Consider the following 17,559-nt stretch of genomic DNA (forward strand, 5'->3'; position numbering starts at 1 on the left):
CGCAGCCCAATGGCCGCGCCTTTTCTTTTATAGTTTCCAAAGCATTAAGCGAATGGATTCTCTGTTGGGTAGTAATCACCCTTGGGGAAGTTGTAGTCGATCTCCTCAACGGGGATACCCATGTACTTGAGGACCTCCCACAGGTACTTACCAGCGTGCTCGAACATAACAGCAGCGTGATGTGGGTAGTGCTTCTCAATGAGTACGTGACGGTAGAAGCGGCTCATGTTCTTGATACCGAAGGTACCGATAGAACCGAATGAGCGTGTAGCTACTGGCAGAATCTCGCCCTGAGCGATGTAAGCACGGAGCTTGGTATCGGCTGTAGACTGCAGACGATATACAGTAGCCTTACCTGGCTTCAGATCACCCTCGAGAGTACCGTTAGTAACCTCTACAGGCAGAGCGCGGGCCATAATGCGCTGGAAGCACATCTGGCAGTTGCAAACCTTGCTTGAAGCGGTGTTACCACAGTGGAAGCCCATGAAGATTTCCTTCTCTGTATAGGTGTCGCACTCGAACTTCTTACCCTTGATGCTCTCCTCGTACATATCCTGAGGAACAGAGTTGTTGATGTCGAGCAGAGTAACAGCATCCTCGGTGATACATGTTCCGATATACTCTGACAGAGCGCCATAGATATCAACCTCGCAAGCTACGGGGATACCACGACCTGTCAAGCGGCTGTTAACATAGCAAGGTACGAAGCCGAACATGGTCTGGAATGCAGGCCAGCACTTGTTGGCCATAGCTACGAACTGGCGTGAGCCCTTGTGACCCTCGATCCAATCGGTCAGAGTCAACTCGTACTGAGCAAGCTTAGGCAGAACTGAAGGAATCTTGTTACCTGTGCCGAGTTCAGCAGCCATATCCTTTACAACCTCGTCGATACGTGGGTCGCCCTGATGTTTCTGGAAAGCCTCAAGCAGGTCGAGCTCTGAGTTCTCCTCAATCTCAACATCGAGATCATAGAGGGCACGGATAGGAGCGTTACAAGCCAGGAAGTTATTAGGACGGGGACCGAAGCTGATGATCTTCAGGTTCTGCAGACCAACGATAGCACGAGCGATAGGCAGGAACTCGTGAATCATCTCGGCGCACTGAGCAGCGTCGCCAACAGGCTCCTCAGGGATGTAAGCACGAGTCTTACGCAGAGACAAAGCCTGACTAGCGTTCAGCATACCACAGTAAGCATCGCCACGACCGTCGATCAGGTCGTTCTGAGTCTCCTCAGCAGCAGCACAGAACATGGTTGGGCCCTGGAACCAGTCAGCAATCATGGTCTCAGAAATCTCAGGACCGAAGTTGCCAAGGTATACGCAGAGGGCATTACATCCAGCCTTCTTTACGTCCTCAAGAGCCTGCTGAGCGTGAATCTCGCTTTCAACAATACAAATAGGGCACTCGTAGATACCATCCTTACCGAACTTCTCTACATACTTGGCAATAACAGCCTTACGGCGGTTAACAGCCAGTGATTCAGGGAAACAGTCGCGACTTACGGCGACGATTCCGACCTTAATTACAGGTACATTTTTCATATTCATCTGAGTTTAAAAAGTAATGCTTAGATTGATACGGATGCAAAGGTATAAAAAAAATCCGAAAGCAGACACCTGTTTTCGGATTTTATAGTTTTTTATATCATCAACATTGCGCTTCTGCCATGGTTCGTTTCCATCTGAACCAGCCCATCACGGCAATGACGACATACAACCCATAAAGAGATGCCTTGAAAGGAATATCTTTATAGAAATAGAGCCCGCAGGTAAACACGTCGACGACTATCCAGATGAACCACTGCTCCAAATACTTGTGTGCCAAGGCCCAGATACCGACAACACTCAAAGCCGTTGTGAAACTGTCGATCATCGGCACGGTAGAGTCGGTAAAGGTATTGAGAAACCAGTACATGATTCCCCAAAGACCCAAAATCAGTAGTGTCCATGGCAACACTAACCGACTAGGGAAATGACGGATGGGTAATGGTTCCTTCGATGCCGACCCCCGAATCCATCGCCAATAGCCATAGATGGTCATCGCCAAATAGTAGAACTCCATGCCGCAATCAGCATAGAGCCCCTTTTGGTAATAGAGTACAATGCCCAGCGACTGCATCAGGAATCCTACGAGCCACATCCAAATACTGGCTTTATATTCCAGCAGGATATATGCCAATCCCAACACTGTCGTTACGATATCAAGCCAATGCGCTGTCAGAAATTCCATGTCTGTATTCTCTTTAGAATCTCAGCGTCATATTCGCAGCCATCGTAAAGCCCGCCATCGGGACAAAACCAAGCTGATAGTAACGGTTGTCGTTGGCATGGGCATAACTCTCGGCAATAGCAGAATAGACCCAGCCACTGGCAGCATATCTGCGATTGAAAATATTGCCAAAGTTCAAACCAAAGATAGCCTCTTTCACTGCTTTCTTGGGCTTTAGGGTATATGATATTGATGCATTCGACACAGAGTAGCAAGGCAAAGAACGCTCAGTATTCTCGGTATTATCAAGATACTGACGTGATACGAAGTTCGTATGCCATACTGCCTGCCATCCGTTATAATGTAACCTAACAAATCCATTGAGAATCATCGACGGCGAGAAGGCCAGTGTAGAATTGTCATAATGGAGCTGTCTAAACCCATCACCATTACCGTCAATATGATACTTTTCCATAGCTGCCTGCCGACCAGCCACATCATCTTTATAGTCCCAGTCATCCCAGTCCTCAACAAACTCGTCGAAGTCCTTAATCTTATTCTTGCTCAGAGCAGCGTTACCCTCGATGGTGAGCCACGACGTAGGATCGATACCAGCCTGCAGTTCAACACCCATACGATATGAGTCTTTGATATTCGTTGTTAGTTTTTCACCGATGTCAGTAGTTTGTCCAGTCTGCACAAACTGATCGGTATAATCCATATAATAGCCATTCACGCCAACACGCCAAATGTCACCATTATAAGTATAACCAAGTTCATAATCAAGCAACTGCTCTGCCTTAGGTGCGGGATAGATGTAATTATCGGTAAAATTGTTGCGCTCAGGCTCACGATGACTCAATGCCACAGAACCATAAACACGATGCCCGTCTAACTGCCACGAGAAACCAGCCTTCGGGTTGAAGAAATCGTATTTCTTGTCGATATCGAGAATATGTTTCTCATAGAGATACGTTTTCTCGTTGTAGGCAAACTTATCATTACAGCCATCAGTCTTATAACTTACGTGCCGATACTGCATATCAGCAAAGACATCCCACTGTTCTGTGATATGGTAGGCGGCTTTCAGAAATACATTCCCATCGAATTTATGGGCATCAGAATCATAATACTGATAATCACCATTATTGAGCAGACGACTCCTAAGGGTCTCATCTGAGAGATAGGTAACATAGCCGAAGTGATTGCCGTCGAAATTCTGGAGCGAGACACCTCCGATAACATCCCACTCTTCATCCTTATAGTTCATATTCCACACCAGACCATAAGTATCCTGTTTGAGTCCCTTCTTGCGAATCCAATCGGTGCGCTTCACTTTCGTTATGTCCTCATCATTGAAATCTGCGTTAGGCAAACCCAGTTTCTTGATTTTGTTCTGCGGACGGAACTCCTTATAATAGCCATAGCCATGAGTATAGTGTAACGAGGCCGTAGAGCTCCAATGGTCACTGATAGTCCATGCTGCAGAAAGAATATTATGGTTTTGCCAGAAGTTATCTGTGGTTTTGTCCCAATAGGTACCATCAGCCATCTTGTAACGCTCCACCTGATAATTACCATTAGCGTCCTTTACAAAGAGGCCATCCTCTCCCGTGACAAGTTTCTCATAAAGTGAGTTGTACTTTCCCAGTCCCACATTCCACATATCCTGATAATCCTTGATGCCTGTCTTTGAGTTATAACTCCATGTTCCATCATCATAGCAGCCATCCATTAACGAGTAATCGTCATTACCTGCGGTAATTCCATTCCAAGCCTGACCCGTACGCTCGAAGTTGCCGATGTTCTTATAACGTATCTGAAAGTTATTGCCTAACCATGTCAAGCCACCATAATAAGAACCTGAGCGGCCACTTGTGCCATGGATGAATCCATCGGTATGCGTTTCATGATAAGCACCGTCAAATATCAAGTGATTCCATAACATTCCTGTTGAGAACTTACCGCCCAGATTATATGTGTTGAAAGATCCATAGCTAGCAGAAACCTCAAGGCTTGGTTCTTGCAATGGGGTTGCCGATGCAAGGGCTACAGTGCCGCCAAAGGCACCATCTCCATTGGTTGATGTTCCCACACCACGCTGTATCTGCACACTACCAAGCAGTGAGCCATAAGAGTTCATATTTGCCCAGAAAACGCACTGATCCTCAGGCGAATTGAGGGGGACACCATCGAGTGTCACATTGATACGGGAATCACCTGCGCCACGAATGCGCATATAGGTCGTTCCTGTACCAAGTCCGTTCTCACTCCATGCAACAACGCCTGGCGTTTGTGAGAAAAGCATAGGCAACTCCTTTCCTGACTTTGAAAACTCATTAAGCTGCTGTTTCTTAATGTTTACCACGGCAAAAGGTGCGTTCTTCTGGGCTCTAACACCCTTGACGACGACCTCCTGCAACTGCTCTACCTGAGTAGAATCATAGAGCGCTGAACGATTCTGTGCATTGACACCTATTACGCACATCAGCGCAGTCACACTAAAAGCCAATCTTTTCATACCTCTTTTGAATACTAAAAAAATGATGTAACGGGGAAATGTGTTGACTAATCCTTTATTCCATCCCTACGCCGGTATAATCCGGATCAGGTTAGAGGGTATCATCTCAGCCTGCACCCGCAGGCACCCCTTGAAATCGGCGGCAAAATTAAGCAAAAAAAATGAGGAAACAAAGCGTTTCCCCATTTTTTTATCTAAGACCCATGCGAGCCTCAACTACGTTGACCACATAGTCGGCCAGTTTCTCGCATTCATTAATCAAGTCCATATAGATGGTACCAACAGCATAAGTATACTCATGATTATTGACATCAGTAATATTCTGCGTCTTCAGCTGATTACGGTAGTTATTAATCTCATGCTCTATATTGAATGAGCGGTTCACATCAAACGACTCCTTGCGTCCTAGCATCAAGCGGTTCATCTGCGAGAGTGACTGATCGGTCAACTCCATCATTTGATGAATATGTTCATACTGCTTCTCAATGAAGTGGTCTTCTTTTCCATTATATTTACGAGAGATGGTACGCGCCATATTATAACAGGCATCACCTATCGATTCCAACTCAGAAATCTCACGGAGCATGGCACGAATCTTACCTTTTGTATCATCAGAGAGATGTGCATCACTGACGGAATCGAGATATTTTGCAATCTCCAATTCCATATTATCACTGATTCCTTCATACTTCTCAATGCGCGTATAAAGCCTATTGAAATCACCTGCTTTATTATCTTTCTTGTTCGTTGCACTACTAGAAAGGGTTAGCAATTCACGCACCATATTAAACATACGCTGCATACGTTCCGAGAAGGCCTGAATCTCCTTCTGAGCCTCAAGCACGGAAAGTTCTGGGGTCTTCATGAAACCTGCTGTAATGAAGTGCAGACGGAAATCTTCTTCCTCATCGATCTTCTTGGGTTTGATAACCCAACATACGAAACGTTCGATTTGCGGAATAAACCAAATAAGAATAAAAGTATTTACCACGTTAAAGCAAGTATGGAAGGCAGCCAACACAAAACTCAGTTTAGCAGCATTAGCCAGGAACAACTTCGTTTCAGCCATTCCCTTTACCATTGTCACGTCATAGCCCACAAGACCGCAAACGGCATCAACAAACGGACGGAAGACAAACAGAATCCATACAACACCGAACACATTGAAGAACATGTGAGCCAAAGCAGCTCTACGAGCCTGCGTATTGGCAGAGAGAGCGGCAAGGTTTGAAGTAACGGTAGTTCCGATATTCTCACCCATCACAAGCGCAATACCCTGATAGATAGGCAACGCACCACTCGAACAAAGAATCATGGTAATGGCCATTACAGCTGCCGACGACTGCACGCAGAAAGTCAGCACCCCTCCAAGGAAGAGGAATATCAGTGTGGTGAGGAAAGAGTCCGGATCAAACGAGGCAAAGAAATCGAGTACTGCCTGGTTCTCGCCCAAATGCATCTCTGCTCCCGTCATTCGGAGTGTACCCAGTCCTAAAAGCAGAAACGACAAGCCGAACAGGAAATCACCGATATAGCGGTACTTTTTCAGATAAATCAGAATGATTCCTATAAAAAAAGCCGGATATACAGCACTTGTGATATCGAACGACATACCTGCCGACATAATCCACGCCGTCAGCGTCGTTCCGATATTTGCGCCCATGATTACAGATATGGCCTGTGCCAGTGTAAGCAATCCAGCATTTACAAACGAAACCGTCATCACCGTGGTAGCTGTTGAAGACTGTACCGATGCAGTCACTAGCATACCAGTCAACATTCCCGTGAAACGATTGGTAGTCATTGCGCCCAAAACATGACGCAGTTGCGGACCTGCCATTTTCTGCAGAGCTTCACTCATCGATTTCATACCGAACATCAACAATGCGAGTGAGCCTAGTAGTTTGAATAATACGAGCATAAGAATTTCTTTTGATTCGATAATTCGGATGCAAAGATACAAAAAAGTTCTTAATTCATTATTCATAATTCATAATTATTTTATATCTTTGCCACAAAAAACAACTTAAAGCAATAGAAAACATCATGGAACAGACTATAAAGATTCACATCCGTAACAACGAAAAAACAATCGAAGCACCTATGGGTGCCTCCCTCGAAGATGTTTATCAACTTTCAGGAATCCAGTTGAAGCACGGTCCTATCTCTGCGTGCGTAAATAATAAGGTGGAAGGCATGCATTTCCGTGTCTACAAACAAAAGGAGGTTGAGTTCTTAGACATCACCTCACCCAGCGGCAGCCGTGCTTACACCCGCAGCCTTTTCTTCGTGCTTTGCAAAGCAGTCCACGATCTCTACAGCCCTTGTAAGGTCGCGATAGACATTCCTGTAAGCAATGGTTATTACGTGAACCTTAACATCGGCCGCCCCGTTACTCTCGACGATGCAGGCACCATCCGCCGCCGCATGCAGGAGATTATCGATGCCGCCCTGCCCATCCATCGTCACGAAACGACTACGAAAGAAGCTATTACCATGTTCGACAACCTGCACAACCGCTCAAAGGTCAAACTACTCGAGAGTACGGGTAGTCTATATACCACCTATTATGACATTGACGGCTACAAGGATTATTACTATGGCTCACTTCTGACAAACACTTCGCAACTATACCTCTTCGGGCTTGAAAAGTATTACGATGGCTTGCTACTCCGCATACCATCCATGCAACATCCCGATGAATTGGGAGAGATGACCCATCAGGACAAAATGTTCGGCATCTTCAAGGAACACCATCAGTGGCAGGATATCCTTGGGCTTCGCACGCTTGGTGACCTGAACGAGGTCATCACGAAAGGCTACTCCCCCCAATTAATACAAATCTCTGAGGCTTTGCAAGAGAAGAAAATTGCAGGAATAGCCGATGAGATTGCCCAGCGCAAGGGCATCAAGATGGTACTCATCGCAGGCCCTTCCTCTTCGGGTAAAACCACGACTTGTAAGCGTCTCAGCGTGCAGCTCGCCGTTAATGGAATCAAGCCCGTACCCATCTCACTCGATGACTATTTCATCGATCGAGACCAGACACCACGCGATGAAAAAGGCGACTACGACTTCGAACATCTCCATGCCCTGAACCTTCCCCTGCTTAACGAGCAGCTCACCGCCCTTTTCCGTGGTGATGAAGTAGAATTGCCACGCTACGACTTTTCCACAGGAACCAGCCAGAAGAGTGGCAGGAAGTTACGCTTAGGTCCCAACGAAATTCTTGTGGTAGAGGGCATCCATGCATTAAACCCTGAACTCACCTCGCAGATCCCCAGCAATCAAATATTCCGCGTCTACGCCTCGGCACTCACCACTGTGCTGCTCGATAACCACAACTACATCCCTACCACCGATAACCGCCTGCTGCGTCGCATCATCCGCGACTACAAGTACCGTGCTGTCTCTGCTCAGGAAACCATCCGCCGCTGGCCTTCGGTGCGCGCTGGCGAAAACAAGTGGATATTCCCTTATCAAGAGAATGCCGATGCCATGTTCAACACCGCCATGTTATTTGAGCTAGCCGTTATTAAGAGTCAGGCAGAGCCACTATTGGAACAGGTACCTGAGAACTGTAAGGAGCATGCCGAGGCCTACCGTTTGCTAAAGTTTCTCCGCTACATCAAGCCCATCCCCGAGACACAAATACCACCCACTTCGCTCCTCCGCGAGTTCCTTGGCGGCAGTTCATTCAAGTATTGAGTTTTTGTTCTTCAGAAACTTGATCCTGATATTGGAGTTGAACAGAACAATTATGACAGATGACAGTTATTGGAAATGAGAGAAAAGAGATTTATTACATATTTATAAATAATCTGGATTTGACTTTACTACAAACACAAACTGTCATTTGTCATTGAGTGCGTGGAGTCTCCCGTGTGGACTAGTTGAAACAGAGATAGTTCTCGTCCCGCAAGAATTTACGGTATCGGAGCCACAAAATTACAGAGCATCAGGAATATCCCCAGTCAATACGAAAAGGATTATTCTTGCTGACAATTTGCAATCAAAAAGCAGAAATAGGAGAAGGGGCGAATGAATATTCTGCATAAATATTGCAAAACAAATGCATAAATGCAAGAATTTGCAAGAATTAAAAAAGATTATATGCATTTTTTAGGGGTTTTCTTTGGCTATTTGGTTAAAAATGAATAATTTTGCAGCCGCAAAGTTTTAGAATAAACAAATATTGTTATGGCTGAAAAATTAGAAGTGAAAGAGCTCGACCAAGTGGTTGTACGCTTCTCTGGTGATTCCGGCGACGGTATGCAGCTCGCAGGAAACATCTTCTCGACGGTCAGTGCCACCGTTGGAAACGGCATCTCGACATTCCCCGACTATCCCGCAGACATTCGTGCCCCGCAAGGTTCGCTCACAGGCGTGAGTGGCTTCCAAGTTCACATCGGCGCTGGTAAGGTATACACCCCTGGCGACAAGTGCGATGTGCTCGTAGCGATGAACGCTGCAGCGCTGAAAACTCAGTATCGCTATGCTAAGCCCGGTGCAACGATTATCATCGACACCGATTCTTTCGGTCCTAAGGATTTGGAGAAGGCCCAGTTCGCTACAGAGGATTACTTAGGTGAGATGGGTATCGACCCCGACCGTGTTATCCAGTGCCCACTGACTACCATGGTTAAGGATTGTCTGGCCGACAGCGGCATGGACAACAAAGCTATGCTGAAGTGCCGTAACATGTTCGCTCTCGGACTCGTATGCTGGTTGTTCGATCGCGATCTGAACCTTGTAGCAAACTTCCTGCGCGAGAAGTTTGCCAAGAAGCCCGCTATTGCAGAGGCAAACATTAAGGTCATTCAGGCCGGTTGGGACTACGGTCACAACACTCACTCTAATGCCATCAACGTTTACCGTGTAGAGACCAAGGAGAAGACCCCTGGACGCTACATGGATATCACTGGTAACAAGGCTACCGCCTACGGTTTCATCGCTGCTGCCGAAAAGGCTGGTCTGCGCCTTTACCTTGGTTCTTATCCTATTACGCCTGCAACCGACGTGCTGCACGAGCTCTCTAAGCACAAGTCATGCGGTGTCATCACCGTACAGTGCGAGGACGAAATCAGCGGTTGTGCATCAGCACTCGGTGCTTCGTTTGCCGGAGCTCTCGGTGTTACCTCGACCTCTGGTCCTGGCGTCTGCCTGAAGAGCGAGGCTATGAACCTGGCTGTTATCATGGAGCTTCCATTGGTTGTTCTCGACGTACAGCGTGGTGGTCCTGCTACTGGTCTGCCAACCAAGAGCGAACAGACCGACCTGTTACAGGCCCTCTTCGGACGTAACGGTGAAAGCCCTATGCCAGTAATGGCCGCTACCAGTCCTGCCGACTGTTTCGACGCTGCTTATCAGGCTGCTAAGATGGCTCTCGAGCACATGACACCTGTAGTACTGCTCACCGATGCTTATATCGCTAATGGCTCTGGCGCATTCAAGCTGCCACAGATGGCTCAGCTCGATGCCATCAATCCGCCATACGTTCCTGAGGAGTTGAAGGGCAAGTGGACACCTTACATGCGTGCAGAGAACGGCACCCGCTACTGGGCTGTTCCTGGTCGTGAGGGCTTTGCTCACATCCTGGGCGGACTGGAGAAGGACTCTAACACCGGTGCTATCTCTACCAACCCAGAGAACCACGATTTGATGACTCGTCTGCGCCAGCAGAAGATTGACAATATCCAGGTGCCCGACCTCGAAGTTGATGGCGACGCCGATGCCGACCTGCTGATTGTAGGCTTCGGTTCTACCTACGGTCATCTGCACTCTGCTATGGATGAGCTGAAAGCTAAGGGCTACAAGGTTGCTCAGGCTCAGTTCAAGTATCTAAACCCACTACCAAAGAACACTGCCGACGTACTGAAGAAGTACAAGAAGGTGGTAGTTGCCGAGCAGAACATGGGTCAGCTGGCTGCCTACCTTCGCATGAAGGTTGATGGCTTTGTACCTTACCAGTTCAATCAGGTAAAGGGTCAGCCCTTCGTAGTAGAAGAGTTAGTGAACGCATTCGAGGACATTTTAAAGAAGTAAACGATTATGAGTTATACAGCACAAGATTTCAAGAAAGGCCAGCCTCGTTGGTGCCCTGGTTGTGGTGACCACTTCTTCCTGGCTTCACTCCATAAGGCCATGGCCGAGATTGGCGTAGCTCCCGAGAACGTAGCAGTCATCTCTGGTATCGGCTGTTCAAGCCGTCTGCCTCACTATATGGCTACCTACGGCATGAACACCATCCACGGTCGTGCCGCTGCCATCGCTACCGGTGCTAAGGTAGCTAATCCCAACCTGACTGTCTGGCAGGTATCTGGTGATGGTGACGGACTGGCTATCGGTGGTAACCACTTCATCCATGCCAACCGTCGTAACATCGACCTCAACATGATCCTGCTCAACAACCGTATCTACGGTCTTACCAAGGGCCAGTACTCACCCACCTCACCCCGCGGCTTCGTATCAAAGTCGAGCCCTTACGGTACCGTTGAGGATCCCTTCCGCCCTGCAGAGCTCTGCTTCGGCGCTCGCGGACACTTCTTCGCCCGTTGCGTGGCTACCGATGCCAAGGGTACTGTTGAAGTATTGAAGGCAGCCTATGAGCACAAGGGCGCCAGCGTTACCGAGGTACTGCAGAACTGTGTCATCTTCAACGACCACTGCCACGATGTGGTTTACAACAACGAGGGCCGTAAGAAGAACGCCATCTACGTACGTCACGGCGAGAAGCTCGTATTCGGTGAGAACAATGAGTTCGGACTTGTACAGCAGGGCTTTGGTTTGAAGGTGGTAGAGATTGGCAAGGACGGTTACACCATCGACGATGTACTGGTTCACGATGCTCACTGCGAGGATAACACCCTGCAGTTGAAACTCGCTATGATGACTCCTGAGGATGGTTTCCCCATCGCCCTCGGTGTGATTCGCGACGTTGAGGCTCCTACCTACAACGATGCTGTTCACGCACAGCTGGCTGAGGTAGCTGCTCAGAAGAAATACCACAACTTCGAGGAGTTGCTCGAGACCAACGACATCTGGACAGTAGAATAAACCGCGAGTTTGTAAACTCCACATATCAATCATCCCCATGGCAGATGGCTATGGGGATGATTTTGTGTTAATATACACTCATTATCCGATATTTCTTCTGACACTTAATTTCTAATTATTAATAAAATGATTACCTTTGCGCTCGAATTTTTTCACTTAAAACCAAATATTAAATAATAACTTTACAACAATATGTTTCACATTTACGAAGGATTTCATCTCGTTGAGACGTACCACAAAATGCGTCACCAGCGTAAATACCATCCTGCTGATGGTACCAAACGTGCTATCAAGATCGCTTTGGTAGCGCTCGTTACTTTATTACTTTGGAATATGCCATCCGAGTGGTTCGGCATCCAGAACCTCACCGTCATTCAGCAGCGCGTCATCGCCATTTTTGCCTTTGCCACGCTGATGTGGATTCTTGAGGTTGTCAGTTCGTGGGCCACATCTATCGCCATCATCGTACTGATGCTGCTATTCTGCTCTGATAGTGGTATTGCACCAATGGTTAACCCTGATGAAGTAGGTAAACTTCTCTCGCACAAAGGCGTGATGGCTTCGTTTGCCGATCCTATCATCATGCTGTTTATCGGTGGTTTCGTACTGGCTATTGCCGCAACCAAGACTGGTCTTGATGCACAGTTGGCAAAAGTTCTGCTCCGCCCCTTCGGCACACGTAGTGAGATGGTACTCTTGGGCTTCCTGCTCATCACAGGTCTTTTCTCAATGTTTGTATCTAACACTGCCACAGCAGCTATGATGCTGACATTCCTCACCCCTGTGTTCCACCAGTTGCCACCCGAGGGAAAGGGTCGTATTGCTTTGGCCATGAGTATCCCTGTTGCTGCCAACCTTGGTGGTATGGGTACCCCTATCGGTACACCTCCAAACTCTATCGCCCTGAAGTATCTGAACGATCCTGAGGGATTAAATATGGGTCTTGGTTTCGGACAGTGGATGATGTTCATGTTCCCACTCGTGATCCTGCTGCTGTTCATCAGCTGGCGCCTGCTGCTTAAGTTCTTCCCATTCAGTCAGAAGACGATAGAGTTGAAGATCGACGGTGGCATGCAGAAGGGTTTCCAGTCAACAGTAGTCATCATTACATTCATCGTTACTGTACTCCTTTGGCTTTCAGACCAGATCACAGGCATCAACGCCAACACAGTGGCCATGGTTCCATTCTGTATCTTCGCCCTGACCGGCGTTATCAATAAACGCGACCTTGAGCAGATTAACTGGAGTGTTATCTGGATGGTTGCCGGTGGTTTCGCACTGGGTTATGGTCTTAACTCTTCCGGTCTGGCCGCCAATGCTGTAGAGAGCATTCCCTTCGGTGAGTTCTCACCCCTGCTCATTCTGCTGATTGGTGGTGCTATCTGCTACCTGCTCAGTAACTTCATCTCAAACTCAGCTACTGCAGCTCTGCTGATGCCTATTCTGGCAATGGTCTGCGGTGCTATGGGCGACAAGCTGGCACCTATCGGCGGCACATCAACCATCCTGATCGGTGTGGCTATTGCAGCTTCATCAGCCATGATTCTGCCCATCTCTACCCCACCAAATGCACTGGCATTTGCTACGGGCTACGTAAAGCAGAGCGACATGTCGAAGGTTGGTATCATCATGGGTATTGTTTCGATGGTATTAGGTTTCGGTCTGGTTTACCTGATGGGAACGCTGAAACTCATCTAAATACTAATAAAGAATCCCCAGCTAGTCGGCTGGGGATTCTTTATTAGTATTTGAAACTGCTGCCACCTACGAATTCACGCATGATACTAGTGGGTGGGATTTCTTTATCACTAATGGGGATAAAGAAATGGAGAAATTTCAATAGACGATGCGCCTCGGCATATTCATCACAATTTTTGGGTACAGAAGAAAGGATTACTTCTGCATGTGTACGTAATACTGCAAATTCTATATTAAGCGCAGAATTGAACATAACATCGGCCGTCTCCTGATATGGGAATATCCATTGTTCTTCTGCCTCGCATACACTTTTCCACTGACTGATGGTCTCCCGCGCTGTATATGCACCCTTGTTATAATCACGGATAATACGACGCAGCAAACGATTATCTTGCGTAGGAATCCAGTTGTGATCGTCAAGAGAGATACTGGTCAGTGCTGATATATAAATTTTATATTTCAAGGAATCGTTGACACCTTTCGTCAGCAAAGGATTCAGAGCATGGATACCCTCAATAATGAGAACACTATCGCTAGACAAATGCACCTTTTTGCCGTTATACTCACGCTTACCCGTAACGAAATTATATTCAGGGACCTCCACAGTCTCACCTTTCATGAGACGTGAGAGATGGTCACCCAAAAGCTGATAATCGACTGTTTCAATATTATCGAAATCATACTGCCCATTAGGCAATTTAGGTGTATCGAGACGATTCACGAAATAATCGTCTGTTGAGAAAGAAAAAGGCCGCAGACCACAAGCCAGAAGCTGCACGGAAAGGCGTTTACAGAAGGTGGACTTACCAGAACTGGAAGGACCCGTAATCAGCACTAAACGTATAGGATTCTCCTGATTATGAAAACGACGGTCAATCTCCTCTGCAATCTGTACGATTTTCTTCTCCTGTAAAGCTTCACTGACCTGAATAAGCTCCGAGGCATGTCCCTTAAGTATTGCATTATTTACATCACCAGCATTGGAAAGGCGCATAATGATATCCCAACGGACTTTCTCTGCAAACACCTCAAACGTACGAGGCATGGGAACCTTCTTGGCCAAAACTAATGGATTCTTCTTATCAGGAACCCGCAGAAGCAGACCTTGCTGATAACGTTCCAGGCCCCATACTTTCAAATAGCCAGCCGAAGGAACCAATGGACCATAATAATAATCAACGGTATCGCCTAGCATATAATAGTCGCTATAAATCTGGCCACTCGTTTCAAGAAGTTTCACTTTATCAAAAAAACCTCGCTCTGTAAACACACGAACAGCCTCCTCTGTAGTTGATTCGGTACGACGGAAAGGCATGTCAAGGTCGACAATCTCTTTCATGCGCTGACAAATACGATTTACGTCTTCATCAATCAACGGGTCACCATTCTTTTTCTTAAAATTACAATAGTACCCACGCGAGAGAGGGTGTTCTATGAATAGTTTGCTGTCAGGGAATAAGTCACTAACGGCCTTATAAAGCACAAAGCACAGAGAGCGCACATAGACGCGACGACCAGAGCCTTCACGAGCATCAAGAAACTCTACATCACGATTTTGGAAGAGTCGGAATTTCAAACCTTGAGAAGCATTGTTGACTTTTGCCGATACAACAGGATAGGGCATCTGTAGATCATCAGCAAACTCCTGATAGACATCAAGTAACGAAGTACCCTCAGGGAAACTCTTGGTTATATGATTGTTCTTACAACGAATCTGAAGCATATATCAGAGCTTTTCACCATAACAGAGATCGCCACAATCGCCAAAGCCAGGCACAATATACTTATGTTCATTCATTCCCGGATCGATTGCTGCACACCAAATGGTACTATCTTCAGGAAGCACGGTTTTAACGACCTCAAGACCTTCGGGCACAGCGATAACACAGGCTATATGGATTTTCTTAGGTTTGCCTGTCTTTACCAAAGCCTCGATACTGGCAGCCATAGAACCGCCGGTAGCCAGCATCGGATCGACAATCACCAGTGTTTTGCCCTTGGCACTGGGTGCAGCCAGATACTCGGTATGCACGCCCACCTCGGTATGCTCACGGTTGGTGTACATACGATAAGCCGATACGAAAGCATTGTCGGCGTGGTCGAACACATTGATAAAACCCTCGTGGAAAGGCAGACCGGCACGCAGCACAGTGGCAATCAGCAGGTCTTCCTTTGGCAGCTGGATATCGATAGTGCCCAATGGTGTTGTAATGGTCTTGGGACGATACTCCAGGGTTTTCGACAACTCGTAGGCCATCATCTCGCCCACACGCTTGATGTTATGACGGAACAACAGACGGTTCTTCTGATAGTTCTTGTCTCTCAGTTCCGACATGTACAAATTGATAACCGAATTGGTCTTGCTAAAATCTACTACTTCAATCATATACTTACATTTTTGCGGCAAAAGTACAAATTTAAAATGACAGTGACAAGTTTTAATAGGAAAAACATGCTGAGTTAGGACAGATCGGAAGGACTGATTCCAAATTCATCCTTGAAACACTTGGTAAAGTAGCTGGGGGCGGTGAAACCAACCTCGTAGGCAACCTCGGCGATGGTCTTATCACCTTTTACCAGTAACTGATAGCCGCGATTCAATCGGGCAGAACGCAACAGCTCGACAGGCGACGAACCAGAGATGGCCTTAACTTTACGGTACAGCTGTACACGACTCAGGTTCATAGCAGCAGCCAAATCATCAACAGTCAGATCACTGTCGGAGAGACGGGCCTCGACCACATCCTTGAAGCGCACAATGAATAGCGGCTCGGCCGATTCAGCAGCCTCATCCACGGGTTGTACGACGGGCTGTGCAGCCGCAGGCTGTTGATCGGCAGGCCGTACCGGCTCAGCTGGTGCCTTCATGTTCCACAGGTTATTGACAATACGCTCGCGCTGGGCCGACACTCTGGAACGATGATAGAGAATAAAGAGTACTAATATAAGTACCAGCAATGCCAACAACACGAGTGCCAGCAACGAGATGGTGCGCTGTGTTGACAGTTGTTCAAGATAGCTTGCGGCCTTTTTCTGAAGCTTATTCAGATTATGCGCCTGGCGCACCACCTCGTCGCTTTCAAGTAACAATACCGTAGCGTTATCGCGGGTTACCAAAGCCGAGGTAAGCAAGGTTTCTCTTGGATATTCTTTGCCGTCGAGGATGTCGAGGGCCAGTTGTAGCAGTTGGTCGCCACGTGTAGGATAGATATACGAGGCATCGAGAAGCGAATCGCGCACCTGCTGGATACCACCATCAGGTCCTGGCAAGGCATCGATACCACAGAACATGGGCAGTTTGGCGCCTCGTTCTTCGAAGGCCTTACGGGCCCCAATAGCAGAGCGATCGTTATGTCCGAAAACCAGATCGATACTGTTCATATCGCCCTTCCAGTTCATAACGGCCTGATAAGCCGTAGGCTCAGTCCAGTCGCCTTGTATTTCGGCCACCACCTTGATACCGGGAAAGGCTGCCAAAGCCACATGGAAGCCATTATAACGCTCCTCGGCAGGCGATGAACCTTTCAGTCCTTTCACTTCCATTATCTGCCCCTTACCACCAAGTTGGGTAGCGATGTATTCACCCATCAGGTGTCCCATCTCGTAGTTATCAGCACTCACAAAGGCAGAATATTTTCGCGAGTCGGTTTTACGTTCGAACACGATAACGGGGATGCCCTTATCGTAGGCACGGTCGATAGCAGGCGACACCGTCGAGAGCTGGTTGGGAGCCACAATCAGCAGATTGATACCACTTTCCACCAGACTGTCTATCTGGTTGCTCTGAAGTTCAGAATCGTCGTGAGCAGCAGTAAAACGGAGTTCTACCCCCTCATGAAAGTTGGCCTCCATTCTCATTTCGGCGTTCTGCCAATCGCGCCAGATATCCTCAGAGCATTGCGATACACCTATTATATATTTGGGCTCAGCCTGCTCACATCCCATGAACAGGATGACCATAAACATTAAAATGGAAATGAAAGAGTTTCTCATCATATTTCTTTGTTTTATGCAGGCAAATATACGAAATAATTGCGAAACACGGGAACAAATTGATATTTTTTGTATATTTGCCA

Annotated in this window: 11 protein-coding genes and 1 riboswitch; of the genes, 4 read left to right on the forward strand and 7 right to left on the reverse strand. The window is 47.3% G+C overall.

The genetic code is table 11. From position 1 onward, the window contains the following. Positions 1-44: 44 nt before the first annotated feature. The 4 genes from BMX82_RS04085 to BMX82_RS04100 all read right to left on the reverse strand — a co-directional run bounded on the left by BMX82_RS04085 (position 45) and on the right by BMX82_RS04100 (position 6,650). Complete coding sequence (locus BMX82_RS04085) at positions 45-1,541, reverse strand: L-fucose/L-arabinose isomerase family protein (protein WP_091767247.1); 1,497 nt, start codon at positions 1,539-1,541, stop codon at positions 45-47. A gap of 106 nt (positions 1,542-1,647) precedes the next feature. Further along, on the reverse strand, positions 1,648-2,229 hold the full coding sequence (gene pnuC, locus BMX82_RS04090; protein WP_036910480.1) for a nicotinamide riboside transporter PnuC: 582 nt from the start codon (positions 2,227-2,229) through the stop codon (positions 1,648-1,650). Between the two features lie 13 nt (positions 2,230-2,242). After that, on the reverse strand, positions 2,243-4,729 hold the full coding sequence (locus BMX82_RS04095; RefSeq protein ID WP_091766383.1) for a TonB-dependent receptor: 2,487 nt from the start codon (positions 4,727-4,729) through the stop codon (positions 2,243-2,245). A 46-nt stretch (positions 4,730-4,775) separates the two neighbouring features. After that, positions 4,776-4,870, reverse strand: a riboswitch (TPP riboswitch). 49 nt (positions 4,871-4,919) lie between these two features. Continuing rightward, entirely contained in the window at positions 4,920-6,650 is a 1,731-nt protein-coding gene (locus BMX82_RS04100) for a Na/Pi cotransporter family protein (RefSeq protein ID WP_369794032.1), read from the reverse strand. A gap of 125 nt (positions 6,651-6,775) precedes the next feature. Here BMX82_RS04100 and BMX82_RS04105 point away from each other — a divergent pair, with 125 nt between their 5' ends. The 4 genes from BMX82_RS04105 (at position 6,776) to BMX82_RS04120 (ending at position 13,483) form a co-directional block, all read left to right on the forward strand. Then, entirely contained in the window at positions 6,776-8,437 is a 1,662-nt protein-coding gene (locus BMX82_RS04105; RefSeq protein WP_091766386.1) for a nucleoside kinase, read from the forward strand. Positions 8,438-8,929: 492 nt separating this feature from the next. Next, positions 8,930-10,774 (forward strand): 2-oxoacid:acceptor oxidoreductase subunit alpha, encoded by a 1,845-nt coding sequence (locus BMX82_RS04110; RefSeq protein WP_036910483.1) that lies wholly within the window; start codon positions 8,930-8,932, stop codon positions 10,772-10,774. Positions 10,775-10,777: 3 nt separating this feature from the next. Then, on the forward strand, positions 10,778-11,785 hold the full coding sequence (locus BMX82_RS04115) for a 2-oxoacid:ferredoxin oxidoreductase subunit beta (RefSeq protein ID WP_028904089.1): 1,008 nt from the start codon (positions 10,778-10,780) through the stop codon (positions 11,783-11,785). 192 nt (positions 11,786-11,977) lie between these two features. Then, positions 11,978-13,483: an SLC13 family permease gene (locus tag BMX82_RS04120; protein WP_081911031.1), complete on the forward strand. Its 1,506-nt coding sequence runs from the start codon at positions 11,978-11,980 to the stop codon at positions 13,481-13,483. A 43-nt stretch (positions 13,484-13,526) separates the two neighbouring features. Here the strand turns inward: BMX82_RS04120 and BMX82_RS04125 are convergent, their stop codons facing one another. The 3 genes from BMX82_RS04125 to BMX82_RS04135 all read right to left on the reverse strand — a co-directional run bounded on the left by BMX82_RS04125 (position 13,527) and on the right by BMX82_RS04135 (position 17,479). Further along, positions 13,527-15,206 (reverse strand): nucleoside kinase, encoded by a 1,680-nt coding sequence (locus BMX82_RS04125; RefSeq protein ID WP_036910484.1) that lies wholly within the window; start codon positions 15,204-15,206, stop codon positions 13,527-13,529. 3 nt (positions 15,207-15,209) lie between these two features. Next, on the reverse strand, positions 15,210-15,866 hold the full coding sequence (gene upp / locus BMX82_RS04130) for a uracil phosphoribosyltransferase (RefSeq protein WP_036910844.1): 657 nt from the start codon (positions 15,864-15,866) through the stop codon (positions 15,210-15,212). A gap of 77 nt (positions 15,867-15,943) precedes the next feature. Further along, positions 15,944-17,479, reverse strand: a complete 1,536-nt coding sequence (locus BMX82_RS04135) for an AraC family transcriptional regulator (RefSeq protein WP_177172014.1) — start codon at positions 17,477-17,479, stop codon at positions 15,944-15,946. Positions 17,480-17,559 lie beyond the last annotated feature (80 nt).

The organism is Prevotella sp. khp7 (assembly GCF_900109055.1).
Classification (GTDB): Bacteria; Bacteroidota; Bacteroidia; order Bacteroidales; family Bacteroidaceae; genus Prevotella.